At 52.5% G+C, this 19,484-nt stretch carries 19 protein-coding genes; 14 read left to right on the top strand and 5 right to left on the bottom strand.

The features are described from left to right. Nucleotides 1–2: 2 nt before the first annotated feature. The 14 genes from Q366_RS16275 (at nt 3) to Q366_RS20475 (ending at nt 16,696) form a co-directional block, all read left to right on the top strand. On the top strand, nt 3–389 hold the full coding sequence (locus Q366_RS16275; protein WP_035240857.1) for a DUF4280 domain-containing protein: 387 nt from the start codon (nt 3–5) through the stop codon (nt 387–389). Between the two features lie 291 nt (nt 390–680). After that, nucleotides 681–3,317: an ATP-dependent Clp protease ATP-binding subunit gene (locus Q366_RS16270; RefSeq protein ID WP_084691868.1), complete on the top strand. Its 2,637-nt coding sequence runs from the start codon at nt 681–683 to the stop codon at nt 3,315–3,317. Between the two features lie 46 nt (nt 3,318–3,363). Further along, entirely contained in the window at nt 3,364–6,930 is a 3,567-nt protein-coding gene (locus Q366_RS16265) for a hypothetical protein (protein ID WP_035240855.1), read from the top strand. Further along, nucleotides 6,927–7,373, top strand: a complete 447-nt coding sequence (locus tag Q366_RS16260) for a hypothetical protein (protein WP_035240853.1) — start codon at nt 6,927–6,929, stop codon at nt 7,371–7,373. Before Q366_RS16265 ends, Q366_RS16260 begins: the two co-directional genes overlap by 4 nt. 20 nt (nt 7,374–7,393) lie before the next feature. Next, on the top strand, nt 7,394–7,543 hold the full coding sequence (locus Q366_RS21370) for a hypothetical protein (protein WP_156968199.1): 150 nt from the start codon (nt 7,394–7,396) through the stop codon (nt 7,541–7,543). Between the two features lie 42 nt (nt 7,544–7,585). Further along, nucleotides 7,586–9,313, top strand: coding sequence for an acyl-CoA synthetase family protein (locus Q366_RS16255; protein ID WP_156968198.1), 1,728 nt, complete (start codon nt 7,586–7,588; stop codon nt 9,311–9,313). Between the two features lie 36 nt (nt 9,314–9,349). Further along, the gene (gene tssB / locus Q366_RS16250; protein ID WP_035240849.1) at nt 9,350–9,880 is read left to right on the top strand and encodes a type VI secretion system contractile sheath small subunit; all 531 of its coding nucleotides are present in this window, start codon (nt 9,350–9,352) and stop codon (nt 9,878–9,880) included. 15 nt (nt 9,881–9,895) lie between these two features. Next, the gene (gene tssC / locus Q366_RS16245) at nt 9,896–11,398 is read left to right on the top strand and encodes a type VI secretion system contractile sheath large subunit (RefSeq protein WP_035240847.1); all 1,503 of its coding nucleotides are present in this window, start codon (nt 9,896–9,898) and stop codon (nt 11,396–11,398) included. A 57-nt stretch (nt 11,399–11,455) separates the two neighbouring features. Then, nucleotides 11,456–12,028 carry a hypothetical protein gene (locus Q366_RS16240; protein WP_035240845.1) on the top strand — a complete coding sequence of 191 codons (573 nt, stop codon included), beginning with the start codon at nt 11,456–11,458 and terminating at the stop codon, nt 12,026–12,028. A gap of 78 nt (nt 12,029–12,106) precedes the next feature. Next, nucleotides 12,107–13,345, top strand: a complete 1,239-nt coding sequence (gene tssK, locus Q366_RS16235) for a type VI secretion system baseplate subunit TssK (RefSeq protein ID WP_084691867.1) — start codon at nt 12,107–12,109, stop codon at nt 13,343–13,345. Between the two features lie 21 nt (nt 13,346–13,366). Next, nucleotides 13,367–13,735 (top strand): GPW/gp25 family protein, encoded by a 369-nt coding sequence (locus tag Q366_RS16230; protein ID WP_035240842.1) that lies wholly within the window; start codon nt 13,367–13,369, stop codon nt 13,733–13,735. 87 nt (nt 13,736–13,822) lie between these two features. Beyond that, a complete protein-coding gene (locus Q366_RS16225; protein WP_035240841.1) occupies nt 13,823–14,419 on the top strand; it encodes a hypothetical protein in 597 nt (198 codons plus the stop codon). Beyond that, nucleotides 14,419–16,041: a type VI secretion system baseplate subunit TssF gene (locus Q366_RS16220; RefSeq protein ID WP_035240840.1), complete on the top strand. Its 1,623-nt coding sequence runs from the start codon at nt 14,419–14,421 to the stop codon at nt 16,039–16,041. Before Q366_RS16225 ends, Q366_RS16220 begins: the two co-directional genes overlap by 1 nt. Nucleotides 16,042–16,066: 25 nt before the next feature. Then, the gene (locus Q366_RS20475; RefSeq protein WP_051958109.1) at nt 16,067–16,696 is read left to right on the top strand and encodes a DotU family type IV/VI secretion system protein; all 630 of its coding nucleotides are present in this window, start codon (nt 16,067–16,069) and stop codon (nt 16,694–16,696) included. Nucleotides 16,697–16,748: 52 nt separating this feature from the next. On the opposite strand, the gene Q366_RS16210 is transcribed toward Q366_RS20475, so the two are convergent. From Q366_RS16210 to Q366_RS16190, 5 genes are all read right to left on the bottom strand, one after another. Further along, nucleotides 16,749–17,327 (bottom strand): SPOR domain-containing protein, encoded by a 579-nt coding sequence (locus Q366_RS16210; protein ID WP_169742982.1) that lies wholly within the window; start codon nt 17,325–17,327, stop codon nt 16,749–16,751. Nucleotides 17,328–17,701: 374 nt separating this feature from the next. After that, nucleotides 17,702–17,971 carry an ATP synthase F0 subunit C gene (gene atpE / locus Q366_RS16205; RefSeq protein WP_020590069.1) on the bottom strand — a complete coding sequence of 90 codons (270 nt, stop codon included), beginning with the start codon at nt 17,969–17,971 and terminating at the stop codon, nt 17,702–17,704. An 89-nt stretch (nt 17,972–18,060) separates the two neighbouring features. After that, nucleotides 18,061–18,750, bottom strand: coding sequence for a F0F1 ATP synthase subunit A (atpB, locus tag Q366_RS16200; protein WP_035240836.1), 690 nt, complete (start codon nt 18,748–18,750; stop codon nt 18,061–18,063). A gap of 1 nt (nt 18,751) precedes the next feature. Further along, nucleotides 18,752–19,153 (bottom strand): ATP synthase subunit I, encoded by a 402-nt coding sequence (locus tag Q366_RS16195; RefSeq protein WP_035240834.1) that lies wholly within the window; start codon nt 19,151–19,153, stop codon nt 18,752–18,754. Continuing rightward, nucleotides 19,153–19,374: an AtpZ/AtpI family protein gene (locus Q366_RS16190; protein WP_035240832.1), complete on the bottom strand. Its 222-nt coding sequence runs from the start codon at nt 19,372–19,374 to the stop codon at nt 19,153–19,155. Before Q366_RS16190 ends, Q366_RS16195 begins: the two co-directional genes overlap by 1 nt. Nucleotides 19,375–19,484 lie beyond the last annotated feature (110 nt).

The following is a 19,484-nucleotide window of genomic DNA, read 5'->3' as shown; positions in this document are numbered from 1 at the left end:
GCATGTCCAGCCTAGTTGTCACCGGAGCCACCCTGTCCTGCACCATGGGAACGGCGCCCACAGTCCTGGTGGTTACGTCCAATACAACGGTTGTCGCCACCTTGACGGCCGCCACGATCATGGACTACACATCCGTTACCAATATCCCCAGCTTTACCCTTTGCGCCTCGACCACCAATCCCACGACCATTGCGGCCACGGCCGCCGCAAGCGGGGTCTACACCCAGGGGGCCTGTATCCCGGTGGTGGCAGCGCCCTGGTCACCCGGGGCGACAAAGACCTGTATCGGCAACTATGCCGCCCTGACGGACAGCTGTACCTGCACCTGTTCCTACGGCGGAACCATCAGCATTACCTATGCCGGCCAGGTCACGGTGAGTGCGTCGTGATCTTATCTCCGGAGATGGCAGCAGGAATACTAATGAAAAATGTGCGGCCAGCCCACGATTTTCACATAATCTGCGCAATGCCCCGGCAACACTGGTAAATATAAAATAAAAGTCCCCATTGAAGTATGGTTGAAGCCTTTTGGGATTGACGAAGATTATTTAATACAATAAATTTTTATGACTGTTTGCATCATGACCATCAGGTCAATCCCAAAAATAGATTATGATAATTTCCCTCTTTAATGACAAGAGGGAATTAAAAACAGATCGCTTATAGGAAAGGGAGGAGTCGTGAAAATAGAAAATTTTTCTATGGCGGCACAGGGTGTTATCGAAACTGCCGTAAGATCCGCAGTCAAGCAGGAACACAAGAACGTGACCCCCTGGCACCTGCTCCAGGCCATGGTTGATACACAAAACACGGGGGTGGCCCGGCATCTTGAACAAGCGGGTGCCGACACAAAAAAACTGTCGTCCGCCATGGGAAGCTATTTCCTCTCCCTGCCCAAAGCCCTGGCAGGCACCCAGGAAACCCCCATGAGCCGGGATCTTGAAAAGGTGTTTATTACGGCCGAGGATCTGGTGGATGCGGACAACGGAAAGCATATTCTTGTGGACCACATGCTCCTGGCCCTGGTCAAGCTCGAAAGTGTCAAAGAGGGACTGACCCGTGCGGGACTGTCTTCCGAAACCCTGGAAAAGAACGTCAAGGCGGCCCGGGAGCTGGGCGGAGGACCGGCAGAGGGGTTCGAATACCTGGACCAGTATGCGGAAAACCTGACCCAAAAAGCCCAGGCCGGTAAGATTGATCCCATCATCGGCCGGGACAAGGAGATCAGCCTGGCCGTCCAGATCCTGAGCCGGAAGATCAAGAGCAATCCCATCATCATCGGTGAACCCGGTGTGGGAAAAACCGCCATCGTCGAAGGGCTGGCCAGCAGGATCGCCCAGAAAAAGGTACCCGAAAGCCTCTGGAACATGACCATCATGGCCCTGGACATGGGGCAACTTTTGGCCGGGGCCAAATTCCGGGGAGAGTTTGAGGAGCGGTTCAAAAACGTGATCCAGGAGGTCAAGGACGCCGGCAACATCATCCTGTTCATTGATGAGATCCACATGATCGTCGGTGCAGGCGGCGGATCCGAAGGCGCCATGGATGCGGCCAACCTGCTCAAGCCCGCCCTGTCCCGGGGGGAGATCCGGTGCATGGGTTCCACCACCCTGGAAGAGTACCGAAAGCATATCGAAAAGGATTCCGCCCTGATGCGCCGATTCCAGATCGTCCAGGTGGACGAGCCTTCCATCGAACAGACCCTGACCATCCTGCGGGGCATCAAGGACCGCTACGAGATCCACCACGGGGTCCAGGTGCTGGACTCCGCGCTTGTGGCGTGCACCAAGCTTTCATACCGGTATCTTTCCGAGCGGTTTCTCCCGGACAAGGCCATCGACCTCATGGACCAGACCTGCGCCACGGTCCGGCTGAAAATGGCGGCCAAGCCCGATGAGATCGAGTCCCTGGACAAGCGTATCGTGGAACTGAAAATTGAGATCAACGCCATTGAAAAGGAAACCGACGAAAAGGTGGTCAAGCGCCTGGCCCAGCTACGGGAAGAACTTGACGGCCTCACCGCCCAAAGTGCAGCCCTCACCGAAAAGTGGCAAAAGGAGAAGGACTCTATCTGCCTGGTCCGGAATGCCAAACAGGAACTGGAAGCCGCCAAAAAGGAACTGGAAAGCCGGATCGAGGAAGAGGATTTTTCAAGGGTGGCCGAACTCCAGTACAAAATCATCCCGAAAAACGAAGCCCTGCTGGCAGAGTACGAAGGGGTGTCGGTCACCGACGCCAACCTGCTTAAAAAGGATATCAACGAAGAGGACGTGGCACGGACCGTCTCCTTTCTCACCGGAATCCCCGTGTCCAAGATGCTGGGAGAGGAAAAGGACCGGCTCTTGAATTTGGAAGATCACTTGAGAAAACGGGTCCTGGGACAGGACAATACCCTTTCCGTCATGTCCAAGGCCATCCGCCGGGCCCGGGCAGGGGTCCAGGATGCAGAGCGTCCCATCGCCTCATTCCTCATGCTGGGCCCCACGGGAACGGGCAAGACAGAGATTGCCAAGACCCTGGCCCAATACCTGTTCGATACGGAACAGGCACTGATCCGCATCGACATGAGCGAGTTCATGGAAAAGCATTCCGCGGCCCGCCTGGTGGGTGCCCCTCCGGGATACGTGGGGTACGAGGAGGGCGGTATCCTAACCAACAAGGTCCGGCGCAAACCCTATTCGGTCATTCTCTTCGACGAGGTGGAAAAGGCCCATCCCGACGTATTCAACCTCTTTCTCCAGCTTTTGGACGACGGCCGGCTGACCGACAGCCAGGGGATCACCGTAAACTTCACCAACACCATTGTCCTTTTAACGTCGAATCTGGGGTCCGAACTGATTCAGCCCTGCGAAACCCCCGAAGAGGAAGCACAGATGCAGCAGGGTATCATGGCGGCGGTCCGGTCCCATTTCAGACCGGAATTCATCAACCGGCTGGACGATGTCCTCATCTTCAACCAGCTGACCCGTGAGGTCATGCGGCCCATTGTCCACATCCAGCTTAAACGCCTCCAAAGGCTCTTGGCGGACAAGGAGATCACCCTGACCTTTACGGATGAATTGATTGATTCCCTGGCCGATGAAGGCTTCAACCCCATGTTCGGCGCCCGTCCCCTGAAGCGGGTCATCCAGTCCAGGGTCCAGGATTTTCTGGCGGACCAGATTATCCAGGGGGAAATCACGGAGGAGAGCACCGTTCACCTGTTCCTTGACCAGGATCGGAACATCGCCTTTGTTTCAGGAGAAACACCGGTGCCGGTCTTTGAACGCGAGACGGATTCCCCGCAGCCTCCCGAAGAAAGCCAGGACAATTATTAAGCAACCGAGACAAAACAGGAATAGCGTAGAGCGTTTGATTTAATCCATGAAGCTGCCACCCCCCATAGCCGCATTGTCCGGCCTGCTCCCCAAGGTCAGGGCCCTGCTGTTCTCGCCCTACTTCCAGATTTTCTGCGTCTTGTTGGCCGTCATTCTTGCCGGAATATTGATCTATAAGATCAGACAGCGCAAAAAAGAGGAGAATCCCGAAGCCGCCGCCCCGGAACTTCCCGGGGAAGCGCCCCCCATGGCACCGGACGCACTGCTCGGCGTCTGGAAGACCTACGTCAAAAAGATTCCGCACGAATTCAGACGGACCATTCTTTTATACCATCCATTCGTGGTCCTCGGGGATGCCGGTTCCGGGAAAAGTACGCTGATCGACACCTATTCGGACTGGAAAAGCCAGGCCGGGCAATTCTATCCAAGCTTCCGGGAAAATCAGGACCTTCAGATCTACCAGGGCGCCAAGGTGGTGATCCAGGAACTGTCCCCGGCTGTATTGGAAAACACCACGGTGGAAGCCAGAAATGCGCTGGTGAAGCTATGGAAACGGTTTTACGGGCGTGAGGAGATCACAGCCGTGGCCGCGGTCCGGGCCGAAGATATCCTCAGCGGCAACAAGGAGGGACTCATCTCCCAGGCCCAGGTCATCCGGGGCAAACTCAACGTAATGTCGGCGGTCATGAAAAAGCCGGTGTTCTGTCATGTGGCCGTGACCTGCATGGACAGGATCCCTGGCTTTACACAGTTTTCAGGCTATTGTGCCAAACAGGGCATGGCCACCCATCTTAGTGCCGGGACGGATCCGGCCCGGTGGATGGCCGAGCGGTTCGACTCCCATCTGACCCATTTTCTGGTTACGGAACCGTCGGCAGATTACATCAAAATGCTCCACTATCTGAATCTGCAGGCCGCATTGGGAGATGGGCTGGAAAAATTCACAGCGGTTTTGACCAAGCCCGATCCCCTGGCAAAAACACCAAAGGTTGAATATATTTTCCTCACAGCGGCCAATGCGGCAGACACCCATCTGTCAAACCCGTTCCACCGGGAGGAAAGGCTTAAGCGCCCGTGGGAAAAACATCCTTACTTCAAACACCAGGCCGCCGCCCTGGCCCTTTTGATCCTCGGATGCTTTTACCTTGGGTTTTCACACAGTTACAAGGACCGGTACATATCCGATTTAAAGGCGCAGGTTGCGGCTCTTCAGCAGCAGATTTCCATATCCAGCGAAAAAAAGGGATTTCTGGAAGCGTTGATGAACCGGACCAATGCCATAGATCACAACGCCTTTCTCTCCTTTCTGGCGGATTTCCATCCAAAGGCAGCCGCCGAAATCCGGACCCAGGTGCTGGACTATATCCGGAACGAGGTGCTGGCCTGGGAACTTGACAAACTCCGAAAAGGCGGCGGAACCCCGGAAGAGGTCCGGATGATGCTGGCCCTGATTTACGCCTCCCGGCACAACCGCCTGGGCAAACTCATTCTTGACAATCCGGACCAGTGGGAAACGGCCACGGGATTTAAACAAAAGTTTCTCACCAATTATGTGCGGCTCAGCGACCAAAGCTGGCAGAAACGGGTCAGCCTCGCCGACCTGGCCTATGAGGAGCCGTCGGCGTTACGTAAGTACAGAGAACTCAAGGTCTTTGTAAATACCATCGCAGGTGTGGAGGCAGCCGGTTTTCTGACCGAATCCCAGTTCAATAGTCTTCATGGGGAGGCTGGCCGTATTTTCCAGGAGATCAAGAGTGCCTCCCGGTCCGAACTCCATGACGAGCTGATCACCCTGATCAACGAGGAAACCGTGCTTCACCTTGAGGTGTACGAAAAGGATGTAAACCGGGATAATGAGGACCGCCGCCTGGCTGACTTCCTCTACCACTTCCAAAAAATGGTTTACGAATACCCGGACGCGGAAAATCTGAGCATGACCCAATTCCTCGACAATATCGACGCCATGCTGGGGTTCAAGGAGATGGATTACGATAAATTCTCCCTGGTTGTGGATGGCGTTACCCATTGGCTGGACCTTGGCAAGTTCCACCGCATCCTGAGGCTGAGCGGTGTGATTACCTTTATCCGGGCCTATATCACGGCCAACGCCTATCCCGGCGGAGTCTCTTTCTTTACCCAGGGCAAGAACTACGAGGATCTCAACGCGGCCCTGTCCACGGGGAACCAGTTTTTTTTCACGGCCAAAAAAATCATTGACGGAAGGTACACCCAAACAACCTATGCCGAAGAGGTAAAGCCCGCCCTGGAAAGGATTCCCGCGACCCTGGACAAACTGCCCGTGTCCGAAGACGAAAAAAACCGGCTTTCAAATTTTATTTACCGGGAGGCCGAGGCCTATGCCCAAGCCTATGCAGCGGAGTACAGCGATTATTATCAAAAGTTCAGTATTCATGCCGATTCTCTGGGAGAACTTCGGTTTATCATCAACCAGATCCTTTTGCCCATGTCCCAGTTCCAGGAATTTTTACTGACCCTGAAAACCAACCTGGACCTCGAATACGGAAAAAATGACTACTTCAAGCCCATCATGATGAATCTTAGCGCCCTGAGCTTCATGAAGATCATTATGCAGAATGAAAAGGACTTTTTCCCGGAACTTGAAAAGTACAAGAGTATCCTTCGCATGATGCTGGAGGATCTGGATACCCAAGGCAGCGCTCTTTTGCCGGAGCCCGGCTCCGAGACCGCAGCCCTGGAGCAGATCCTCTCCCCGGCGGCCCGGATTTCCCTGGCCGTTTTCAGAAATGACGCGGACTCCTGCAAGAATCTTATCCAAAAGTGGGCCGCCAGCATGGGAATGCCTGAAAACCAGAGCTACCCCTTTCTGGAACCGGTTTACCAGCTCTACCAGCTCGGCCTCAAGGACCTGAACATCCAGGTTAAGGGCATATGGGAAAAGATGGCGCAAACTTACCTGGGCAAGGATCTGGAACAATTTCCGTTCAACAGAAAGGCTGCAAAAGACGCGGATCCCGACAGGATTCTGGCTCTGCTGAAAAGTGACGGTGCTTTCTGGACCGAGTTCAAAACCTATCTTGCGCCGCTTTGCCGGCAGGTCAACGGCCAATGGGTGGAACGGGGCTTTGAAATGGGCGGCCTGGATCTTCCGGACACCCTTTTTACGACGGTGAACCGGTTAACGCAACTTGCCAAGCTCATGGTGGATGAAAAAAATGAACCCAGGCCGCTTCTGGTGGATATCAAGGCCGACCTTCTTCCCACCATTGAAAAGCGGTTGAAATACGTTGTCCTGACCTATCTTCAATCCGATACATCGGCTGTGTACGGGTTTAACCAGAGGCCAGCCTGGGAAACCTTTAAAATCAACTGGTGGAAGGCAAGCCAGTCCTCCATCGGCGTCGAATTTTCAAGCGGAGACGAGGACCAGGCCAAAACCTATCGAAGTGATCAAATTCCAAACAGTTTCTGGAGTTTTTACAAGCTGTTGCAAAAGGCGGACTTCGATGCCAGGACAAATGCATGGACCTGGGCCGTAGACTCTCCCGAAGCCATTGAATGGAAAAGGTCCGTCACTTTTTTTATCAAACAAAATCCCTTTGAGGTATTTGCCCAAAACAGGATTAAGCCATGAAGCTTACACTGTACCCAATGCTAAAAAGTCAAACCCGGCGTTTCCGGTGCCTTGTGATGATTATGCTGCTCATGGCAGCGTTTGGGTGTTCCAGCAAGGTGCCCACCATCAAGTTCAAGGTTACGTCCGAAAAAATTACCAATGAAGGGCAACCTGTCTACCTTTTGATCCGCACGCTCAAGGGGTCGGAATTTGTCACGGATGATTATGATACCATTGCCGCCCTGGTCCATGCCTCCCCCACGGACGACAGTATCGTTTCAACCGAATTTATCATTCCCGGCAGGACCAGGAAGCTTACCGTTTCCAAACCGGATGATAAGGACCTGGGCGTGTACTGCCTGTTTACCAAACCCGACGCGCAATGGAAACTTCTTTTGCAAAAGCCTTTGAAGAAAAAATATGTCATCCGGTTGGAGAATAATGCCATCCGGTTTGACTGAGAAAGGCGTGTGCTGGTCGGTTGGGGGATGCCAACGAAATTGCCGGACTTCTGGCAAGTGAATCGGCAAACCCGGCGTATCTGAGGCCGATATTGGCCCGGCCCGAACCGGACCGGACCGGACAGATTTTAAGCCCGGCACACTCATTGCTGTATACCAGTTACCAATAAATCTTAACGGATAGTTGACCATCCCGGATAGGGATACCTTAAATGAAAGACAACCCTATGCCTCTATTACACCAAATGCTTGAAAGCCTGATCTTTGACCCGGGCGCTCCGGCAGATATCCGGACGTCCGGTGCACGGGCATGGTTTGATCAAAGCTGGGCCGATCCCAAAGGGTTTTTCAAGACTCTTCTCAAAGCGTACCAAAAGACCCGCAGGGTCACTGTAAAGAGTGTGCCTTATTCCCGCTACGATTTTATTTATGATATATTTGAAAAACAGAACAACCCTGCTGCCCTGGCCTTTATTCGCTATGACGCCAACGGCCGGTGCCACAGGGTCACCTATGGCGAGCTAAAGCAGCTTGCAGACCGCAGAACAGAAGAATGGGCTGCCAAAGGGATCTTACCCGGTAACTGTGTCTGTCTCGTCTATCCTGTGGGTTTAGAATTTACCGTAAGCCTGCTTGCAGCCCTGAAACTCGGGCTCGTAATTTCCCTGGCCCCTCCGGGCCGGCCTTATCTGATGAAACGGCAGCTTTGGGCCCTGGATCCGGACTACATTGCCACAAGCCCGGTTTATGCAGACTTGGTGGATACCTTCCGGGACAAAATGATCCATACGCTGCCCACAACACGAAAAATTACGGACGAACGGTCCCGGATCTATGAAAGCGGCCAACCCGCCCTGCGGATCTTTGATGTCTCCAGCGAAACCGTTCTTGAACCCAAAGAGATCCCCTGCGACACGCTCTATCTCAACGCTGCAAGGGATGGTGTGATTGCATTGAACCTGACACCGGGAGATATCCTTTCAGCCCCGGGCTTTTCCGCCGGCCTGACCCAGCCCTTTTTACTGCTTTCGGTTCTTTTCAGCGGGGCCGCCTTTATGAATCTGACGTCCTCGCTAGTGGGCAAACTCCCCCAGATGCCCGAAGAGATGCGGCCTACGGTGATGGGCATCACCCCGGAATTTCGTGACCTTCCGGCAACCCGTGTCGGGGAGATCCTCAAAAGATGCAGGTTCTGGTTCAGGGCGCCGGCAGGACCCGGAGAGATTGATCAATGGCAGGCGTTCATCACTCAAAAAAACCTTGGAAAGACCTTGACGGGCGTCATCAAGTATCACCCCCAGGCCGGGGGCGTCCTGGCCCTTTCCAGGCGGTGCAAGGGAATCACCAGGGAAACCCTTCTGCCTTCCCCGGGCATGTCATGGCAGATTGTCCCCCTGCCCGAAGGCGGTATGCTGCCGTCTCAGGATTTCGGGCGAATGGCGGTGCAGGTCGGTCAGGAGGAGCGGATGACACCCTACCTGTTCGTCAAAAACAAAGGCGAATGGGTTTACCCCGCTTCCTATCCCGACGAGGTCCGGGAACGTTTTTACACCAGGGAACTGGTGGCGGACTTTATCCGGGAGACCCGTTTCAAGCTCCCCTTCATGGTCATGGCGGTCCACAGGGCAGGGGCAACCTTTCGGACCCATGACCTGGTCATCTTTTCAGGCTCGAGAAACATATCAGACCCGGCGGGACTGGCCCAGAAACTCAAGGACCGGATAAGCCGCTATCTCGGGAGCGAATACTGTCCGAACCGGGTGGAATTCCTGCCCATCCTGCCCCGCCTGGCCAGGGACGGCAGCGTGGACGCCGGCTGGTGCATGAAGGCGTATGCAACCAACCGCCTGAACAAACTGGCCGGACATCCGGTATTTAAAGGGATCGCCCGGCTCAAGGATATGATGTTAATCCAAACCCGAATAACCATTAAGATTTAAGTTTATTGATAATGTAAATTAAACAAAGGAGGATGTATGGCAATACAGGACGAAATACCCAAATCAAGGCTTACCCTGCGCTACAAGACCGAGGTCAACGGTCAGCCCGAGGACCTGTCGCTGCCCATGCGATTCATGGTCATGGGAGATTTCTCCAAGGGAAACTCCAAGGACCGGAAAATGGACCTTGAAGAACGCCAGACCCGGAACATGGACGGTACCAACACCGACGCGATCATGAAAGATATGGGGCTGAACCTGAGCTTTGCCGTGAACAACAAGATTGATCCGGACAACGGGGAGGAGATGCAGGTCAATCTGAAATTTGACAGCATGCGGTCCTTTTCCCCGGATGCCGTGGCCGAGAACGTGCCTAAGATCAAGGGACTGCTCAAACTCAAGGAGTTGCTCCAGGAAGTGATGTCCAACGTGGACAACAGGAAGAGCTACAGAAAGCTTTTATCCGAACTCATGAGCAACGAAGAGGCATTAAAAAGTATGATCGGTGAACTGGAAGGGTTTGAAAGCTTCAAACTTCCGTCCAGGAAAACATCCGTCGAAGAATAAGAAAAGGAGGATCCAATGGCTGAAGAAACCAAAGTGGACGAACAAACCGAGGAAAAACTCGATCTCAAACGGTTCCTGTCCAGCATGAGATTGAATACGGAAGTGGCCGAACCCGTTCCCATGATCCAGAACAATCTCCAGGATATCAAAGATGACGTATCCGAGGAGGAACGGTTTATCTCCGGCATGGCCGCTCTTTTACTCAACGTCGAGCCCGTTGACGGCAAGTTCGACAAGGGCGGCATCCTGGAAGCCATCGCCAGTATCGACGAGATTGTCAACGAGCAGATCAACGAGATTATTCATCATGCGGACTTCAAGGACCTGGAGTCCAACTGGCGGTCCCTGAACGACCTGATCCTGAACACCAACTTCAAGGCGGACGTGATGATCGACATCCTGGACGTCAGCAAGGACGAGCTGTTCGAGGATTTCGAAAACAATGCTGTGGACATCACGGGCTCGGCCCTGTTCAAGAAGGTGTACGTGGCCGAGTACGACCAGTACGGCGGCAAGCCCATCGGTTCCATGATCGGGCTGTACGATGTCAAACACACCCCGGACGATGAGTTCTGGCTTCGGACCATGGGCAAGGTTGCGGCGGCAAGCCACGCCCCTTACGTGGGATCTGTCTCTCCCCAGTTTTTCGGCTGCGACTCCGTGGCCGAGCTTGAGGCCATCAAGGACCTGGAAGGCCTGATGAACCATCCCAAGTACGGGTCCTGGAACAATCTTCGGGATTCCGAGGAGGCGGCCTATATCGGACTGACCCTGCCCCGGTACATCTCCCGTCTTCCTTACGACCCGGAAACCAACCCCTGCCGGAAGATCAACTTCACCGAGCAGGTGGCCGGCGACAAGGATGAAGACTACCTCTGGGGCAGTGCGGCCATCCTCTTTGCCCAGAACATGGTCCGCTCTTTTGAGACCTCGGGCTGGTGCCAGTATCTTCGGGGCCCCAAGGGCGGCGGCCTGGTTTCCGGCCTTCCCGTGCACATGTTCAACATCCGCGGGGAAGAGGAGATGAAGGTGCCCGTGGAGATGATGATCCCGGACTACAGGGAGCTGGAGTACGCAAACAGCGGATTTATGCCGCTGATTTACCGGAAGGGCACCTCCGATGCCTGCTTTTTCAGCTGCCAGTCCATCAAGAAACCCAAAAAGTTCAAAGATCCCAAGGACACGGAAAACTCGCAACTGGTGACCAACCTGTCCTACACCCTGTCCATCACCCGCATCGCCCATTACGTCAAGTGCATCATGCGGGACAACATCGGCAGCTCTGCAGACGCCACCTATATCCAGGCCTCTTTAAGTAACTGGATCTCACAGTACGTGACTACCATCGTAAACCCGGACGACGCTACTTTGAAATACTACCCGTTCAAAGCATACACCGTGAATGTCCAGGAACGGCCCGGCATGATCGGGTGGTATGACTGCGCCATTTCCATCCTGCCGCATATCCAGTTCGAAGGTATGGATGTGGAGCTGAAGTTAGATGCAAGACTCGGATAGAGTCGCAGGCCTTAAACCTGCAACCTTAAATATATAAATAAAACAAGGAGAACAAAAATGGCTGAATTAAGTTACAACTGCAGTGTGGTGCAGGGCTTCAACTTCGTAAAGGACGTCCAGGATCTGGTGGGGCATATCACCTCACTTAAAATCGGTGATACGGAACTGTCCGCCGACATCGGGGTCACGGATCCCACGGATATTTCCGGAGACAAGGTCTCTGTGGTGGGGGTGATGTCCAGCGTATACTGGCAGGGCGGCTATGCCCAGCCCATCACCTTTGACGCCAAGGTGTCCAACACCAACCAGACATCCCTTGCAGGCCTGACCCTGAACACCCTGGACAGCACCGAGGTGACGTTCCAGTTCAACGTCTACAAATACGACAACTCCGCCAAAAAGTACTACAAGTGCTTCCATGCCAACGAGACCGATCTCAGCGGCCTGGTGGAGACCAGCGGCGGGGATCTGGTGCTCTCCATCGACACCGATCCCAGCATGGAGGTCAGAAACCCCTTGAACTTTCACATGAACCTGTCCATCATGCCTGCAGAATCGGAACAGGATCTTCACGTGGCCGTGTCCGATACGGACAAATTCGTGAAAAAATGGGGCGTTCCCATCAGCTAACCACTTTTAATTAATTGCTTTCCCGCGTTCCCGGGCCCAGGGGCCGGAAACGCAGGGAGCTTTCAGGACAAACGATTTATGACAGATACTTTGGCAAGGGTTCATTGGAAAATGGGGCAGAGCATCCTGCCCGAGTTTTTTGTTACCCAGGAGGATGCACTTCTACGGGATACGGTCTTAAGGTTTAAATCCCTGGGCCTGCCTTTTTTCGGCGTAAGCCGCCTGGAGTGGAACGATTCCCTGATTACCGAAGGGATCCTGTCCATCAGCGGGATGAATCTTGTCATGCCGTCGGGACTTTTACTGAACATTCCTGAAAACACCAGTGTCTCTCCCTTCAACCTGGGCCTTGTGGGCAGTTCCAGGGTGTCGGTGTATTGTCACTTCATTAAGGGCAGGCAACACAGAGACGAGGATGTTGAAGGCTGGCAGGAAACAGGACCGGACATTCCGAAAGAGTATTATGACCTGGTTCTCTCTTCGGAACAGAGCACCAGGGGGGGACACGAGGCCATAAAGCTGGCTGTGTTTGAAAAGAGCCCGGACGAGGTCTGGTCCCTTTCCGAAACCTATATTCCGCCCCTGCTCCAGATGGGGACCACCCCATTTTTTGATAAAAAACTCAACGAGCTTGCAGAGGTTTTGGAGTACTTCCATTATAACCTGGCCATGGAGACTTCGGGATATCTGAGCGGTGACGCCCTGATGAGCATCCGGGCCTGCATGAAGGCAAGCCTTGCCATGCAGCGGCTTCTGGCCAATATCAAGACCCAGGTTCACTGCCACCCCTATATCCTTTATGAAGCCTTGAACGGGTTTTATACGGAGCTGTGCTACTATAAGAAGATCATCCCGGAACACGCCACCCAGGTATATAAGCATGACCAGCTTGCCGTCTGCCTCAACCGTCTGGCAGAGCCGCTGATCCGGCAGATGAAAATGATAGAGGCCAAATCGCCCTACCTTTCCTTTGGCTACAAGGACGGCGTGTTTCATCTAAAACTGCCCGAGGAGATCCGGTCGGCCCGGGACGCCTACTTCCTGGTCCAGAAGGCCCATGTGGGAGAGACCCTGGACCTGTCCGATCTCAAACTGGGCAGTATGAGCAGGCTGGCCATGATCCACAGGCTGTCCCTGCCGGGCCTGCCCTTGAAAAAGATAAGCCGGCCGCCGTTCCACCATTCCTTTGGTGCGGAAGTCGAGTTTTTCAAGATTGTCGAGGGGGAAGAGTGGGACCTTGCCTTAAGGGACCTGTCCCTGGCCTTCTACAAGAAAAGCCGGCTTGACGGGGTGGAATGCTTCCTGTACTGGAGATAGGACGGCTTAAGGAGAAAACATATGGCCTTTATGAACAAGTTCATCCCCTCGGAGAAACGAAAGCTTTCCCCGAACAAGTATGAGGATATCATCCAAAACCTGAACCATATTCTGAACACCAAAAAGGAATACGGCGGCGTGCTGAGGGATTTCGGCATCCGGGACCTCAACGAGTTCAACAACAAGGAGGGGATCATCAAAATCGTCATGGACGAGGTTGTCCGGAACATCCAGGCCTATGAACCCCGGCTGACCGTCCAGGAAATAGAAAGCGTGGATTCCCACTCCCTGTTCCAGCTCTCCTTCAAGATCAGATGCATGGTCAAGGACGAGAAAAAATCGCTGAATATGGTGTTTGATTCGATTATGAACAGCTTTCTAATCAATTAGAATATAAACCAATCAATTGAAACCAGATCAATTAAAAGGGTTGGAAAGGATCAAATGGGGCACAGACCTTAAACGGAGCCGGAATTCATGAGCCTTGTATGTAAAATAGAGCTGCACAAAACCAACGGCGTCACGGTCACGGTTGAGAACAATGATGACGGCATCACCCAAACCATGGTTTTTGACGGCACAAACATCACCACCACCTGCGCCGGCAGCGATGAGACCAGTACCATCACCCAGGCGTCGGACAGCATCACCATCTCGTGCAAGTCCTTTGTGGTGGATGCCGAGACCATTACATGTTCGTCCTCCTCGGACACCCAGATGACAAGTGAGGCCAAATTCGGCATCTCCTCCACAAAAGACATGACCCTGGCCTCTTCCGCCGCCTTTACCGCATCCTCGGATTCATCCATGGCGCTCACCGGCAGCCAGGTGGATATCGAGGGCAGCAGCGGAGATGTCAGCCTTTCCGGCACCAACATCAGCGGGGAAGCCGATTCCAACGTCTCCTGGGATGCCGGGTCCGGAGCCAGCATATCCGGCGCCTCCAGTGCCAGCCTCGAAGGGGGCTCGGTCAGCGTGGAGGCGGACGGCACGTTAAGCCTTTCGGGCAGTACAGCCACCCTTGAAAGTTCTTCCACCCTTACCCTCAGCGGGAGCCTGGTTAATATCGGATAATGGATTACAACGACACCCTTTACAAAGCCTTTCTTGAGGCCATGAACGACCTGGATAACTTCAGGACCGCCTATGCGTCGGAGCATGCCGGCCTCTCCCTGGACCGGGAAGATCCGGACGTCAGGCGCCTGATCGAGGCCATTGCCTTTTTCTCGGCCAGAACCCATGTTGCCAGCACAAAAAACATCACGTCGGCAAGGCTGCGTCTCTTTCAGCAGGTCTTTTCCTTTTTGCTGTCTCCCATCCCCTCCATGGGTATCCTCCAGGCAGAGATCACGGGCCACCTCCAGGACAGGGCCGAATTCCCCAGGGGAACACAGTTTCTCTTTAAAACGGACACCGGAGACGCCGCCTTGTACCGGACCATGGAAGACTTGGAGGTCTTGCCCGTAAGACTCACCGGTGCCAGGCTGTTCCTGCTGCCATCCAGGGGATACCGGCTGATGATCCGCTTTGCCTCCATGTACAAGCGCCGGGATGATATCGGCCGACTCTCCCTCTATATTGATTACCTCAACGATTACCTGAATTCTCTTTTCGTCTGGGACAACCTGAAAGAATCGGTCAAATCCGCCTTTATCAGCTTTGAGGACCGGGTGGATGAACATACCCGGGGAGAGGCCTGCGAAATCAGTTTCGGCAACCGTACACAAGGCCGGTCCAAGGCAGACACCGAACCTTTGATGCATCCCATCCAGGAGTCCAGGTTTTTCTTTCATTTTCCGTCCCAGGGACTGTTTATGAACCTTGACGTGCCCCGGGTCAAACACGCCTGGAAACAGTTCACGATCTGTCTGGATCTTTCGGAACGCTGGCCGGCAAAACTTATTGTCAACAAGGACATGTTCATCCCCTTTGCCGTGCCGGTGGAAAATCTGAAAAAAGGGGCTGCAGAACCCATTCTTTACGACGGCACCCGTGAACGGCTGCCCATTTTTCATCCCGAAAAAGAAGCCCGGTACGAACTCCAGGAGATCATCGGCGTATACCAGATCCGGAACGGTGTGACCCGGCCCCTGCGGCCGGGGATTCTGGCCGGCGGAGAGGGATCCTATGAAATCGACTATGCCCAGGCCTCCGGTAAGACCAACCATGCCATCAATCTCCATTACCCGAATGCCTTTATCGATCCTGTCACCATCATGGTGGACGCCAACTGGATCCAGCCTGCGTTTTCGGACCGGCTGGGACAAAGAATCTCTGTCAAGGCCTATTCCCGCCATGTTCCCGGAATTAAGTGGCGAAAGATGGATAACCTTACCGGCCACCAGGACAACGTTTTCCACGAGGATATGGATGTGTTTATCTACCTTCTTTCCCTGCGCCACAAGGCAAGATTCGACTACGACGATATATTGACCCTTTTAAGGGTTCAGGGCAGCGTGTTCAAAGGCCCCTTTAAACAGATTCAGCATATCTTCAAGGGAATCAGCGTCGAGGAGGCCAGGGTTCAGTCTGCCTCAGGCAATACCCTGAAGTATATTTACCACTTGCAATTCGAAAAGTGTCCGGCCTACGCCAGGCCCATGGTCAAGGCCTTTGCCGGAGAGCTTGCCCGGATGTTGGACTGCTGGATGTCCCAGGCCTTGGTGGAAACAAAAATAAAATACCTTGCATCATGATGGAATGAGGGGTTAGAAGGGGAGGATGGAAAAACAACTTTGGGAAAAAATTGCTGAAATTTTCTCCGATATAGATGCCGGTATTGAAAGCCTCCTGCTCGGGGAACAAGTGGATAAGGACGGCATTTTGGACAATCCGGACACCAACGTTCCGCACATCCGGGATACCGTCCGCAAACGCCTGGACCTTCTGCGCATTGATCTTGCCCAAACCCTTACGGAACAGGAGAGCTACTACGTCCTGTTTGCCATCGTGATCTATATTGACGAGCACATCCAGGTGAGCGTGCTGGACAAGGCTCAACTCACCTGGCCTATTTTGCAGCGGGAACTTTTCGACATTGACGACGGCGGGAACCTGTTCTACGAGACATTGGACCATATTCTCAAAAAGCCCGAAATCTCCCTGTTTGTGTTCGAGGTGTTCTTCTTCTGCCTCAAACACGGGTTCAAGGGCAAATACATCCATGATCCCGTTACCATTTCAGATTATATGAAGAGCCTGGAGCAAAAAATCAATAAAGGCGAATTTACGCCGGACATCATCATTCCCGAATCGCGCAGGCACTTTCCGTTCCTCTTTTCCCCGGCCTGGTATTACGGGATAGCGGCTCTCTTTCTGCTCCTGACCATGCTTGTATTTTCAATGGTTTAGGGGGGGAAGAGGGAACAACAAATTCTGATACCTTCCCTGTGTGAGCGTTTTTTTATTTTTTACAAAATTTTACAAGATCATGCTTTCCATACAGGGAGACCAGAATAGCCCCGATGTGCTCTTTTTTTTTGAAGCTTGCCAGGGCCTTTTCGGCCTCTGTTTTCCCAGCGAAACTTCCGATCCGAACAGCGTAGATTTTTTTCCCGTTTTCACAAGTCAAAATGACAGTGGTCGGCGAATATGTTTTAACCCTTTCTGCATTTTCTTCAGCGTTAATTTTGCTGCTGAATACACCGGTCTGAACGGCATAGACAATTTTCGTACTTTCCTTGGTATTGGGTGCCATCTCAATGACTTTGGCCGGAGACACTGTCCTTTCGGATTGATCCGTGATCAAAACACCGGAATTAACGGTTGGGGCACCTGCCTCGTTTTGGTTGCGCAGTACGGTTCTTTTCACCACCTTGGACACGACCGTTTTTTCGGTTGTCCCGGGTGAGGTTTGCTCTTTTACGGCCTGCTTGTCCCAACCGGAACTTTGGATGGCTGGACGATCCGGCCGGGGGTTAATCATCCCGTAAGTCAGGTGGCCAATTTGTTGTCCGGCGATTGACGCAAATAAGGTGACCAAGGCCGAAAAAGCCAAAAGTTTGAATAAAATTATCGAAAAGGGAGATGACATGGCCGCAGTTTCAGTGTCGAAGATTAGTTAATATTATAGCTTAATTAGACCAGGACGCCGGCATTGTCAATACCCTGATCAGGGTCAACTCACGTAAACATTCTGAAAGTAGTCTTGTTATGCCAGCCATCATCTCTTATCCGAACACCATCTTCTGAAAATAAAAAACATTAATAATCAATTAATCCCATCCCGGAGAAATATCAATCAAATAAACCCAAACTGATTGTCCAAAGGGGGATAAGCTTTCGGAAAAAACAAAAGGGGCGTCTCATGAAGGAGACGCCCCTTTTTAAACGACTGTATCGTTAAACAGCTGTGTATTAATGTCCGGCAAGTGCAGCAACAGCAGGACCGATTGCAGGATGAACGAACAGAAGGATCATCGCAACAACCAGAGCATAGATACACAGAGATTCGATCAGAGCAAGACCGATCAGCATGTTCACCTGGATTTTACCAGCTGCTTCAGGGTTTCTTGAGATACCAGACATGGCACCATTCAGACCAAGGCCCTGGCCAATGCCGCAACCAAATGCAGCGATACCAATGGCAAAACCTGCTGCCCAGACACTACCAACGAGAAATTCCATGAGATTTACTCCTTTAATAAAGTATTATAAACAAACGGGCTTCTTCCAAAATCCCGTAAAAAAGACTTAAGTTCTTGCATTCATCAAGCTTAATGTGCTTCTTCTATGGCGCCTGCGATGTACATGGTCGGCAGCAGAAAGAATACAATGGCCTGAATCAAGGATACAAGGATACCCATTGCCATAATAGGAAGGGGTACCAGGAAGGGACCGGCCAACATCAGAAGGATGCCTACCACCAGTTCATGGCCCATCATGTTGCCGAAGAGACGTAAAGTCAGGGACAGTACCCGTGCCAGGTGACCAATGATTTCGATGATAAGGAAAAGAGGCATAAGTGCCGGTACGGGCCCCAGGAAATGTTTAATATATTTTGCACCGTGTTTATTGATGCCGATCACATGACTCCAGGCCACGACAATGATGGCCAGGGCAACAGTGGTGTTGATGGAGGCTGTGGGAGGATAGAATCCGGGGATCAGGCCGAACAGGTTACCCAAAAGGACAAACAGGAAAACAGTCAGCAACAGGGGATATGAATCTCTTCCCTCTTCACCGGTGATACCAACCATAAACTCTTCAAGCCCGGAGATGATTACCTCAAACACATTCTGAACGGTCTTGGGCACAAGGGCAACGCTTTTGCCGCCGATCCAGCCAAAAAATACAAGAATAATCATTGCAAGCCACATGTAAGTGACATGTGCATGGGCACCTGCCCAATCTTCCAGACCAAACAAACCAAACAACGAAGTAAGAAATAGATATGGGTGTTCCACCTTAAACCGCCTCCCTGAATATAATCTTGGTTAATTCAATTGCCGCTGCTATAAACGTGCTTGCCACTACTACGGAAAGACCTGCCAGAAGCCCTGCCGGATGTACGCTGCGGTTTGCGATCAGCAGAAAAATAATCACTGCCGTCAATGCAAAACGCAGATAATATTTAACCAGAAGCGCACCGATCAGGGATTTTCCCTTTTCCATCACCCGCTCTTGGTTGATATTTTGAGTTACTGTATTTTTCAGAACATGAAAGTTGATTGTTACAATCAGACCGCCCAGAAAAACCCCGAGATACACTTTCGGAGAGGCCAGAAGCAATGCCACAAGACTTGACCCCAGAAACAGGAGCCAGTTGGTTCGTGTGATAAAGTTTACTATTTTCTCAAGTTCTTCCATTAATATTTTTCCGCTTTTTTTCCGGCCCTGATAATGTTGCTGAACCCGGCTGCTATGCCGAACCCAAGTCCCACCATCAAAAGGACGGGTTTTGTATCAAAAACACTATCCAGCCAGTATCCCAGTGCCATCCCGATGACAATGGCCAGCGCCACGGATATGCCAAGACTTGCAAAATATCCCAGCTCACGAAAGGTCTTTCCCTTATCTTTCTCTGCCATTTTTATTCGGCCTTTCACCGGCAGCTCGTTTACCAGTCACCCGGCAGCCCTGCGTTTCAAACTTGGCTCTTCAAACTTAATTGTTAAATTATCTTGAGAGCAAATATCAT

The organism is Desulfobacter vibrioformis DSM 8776 (assembly GCF_000745975.1).
GTDB lineage: Bacteria > Desulfobacterota > Desulfobacteria > Desulfobacterales > Desulfobacteraceae > Desulfobacter > Desulfobacter vibrioformis.
This window is presented reverse-complemented; position numbering and strand designations above follow the sequence as displayed.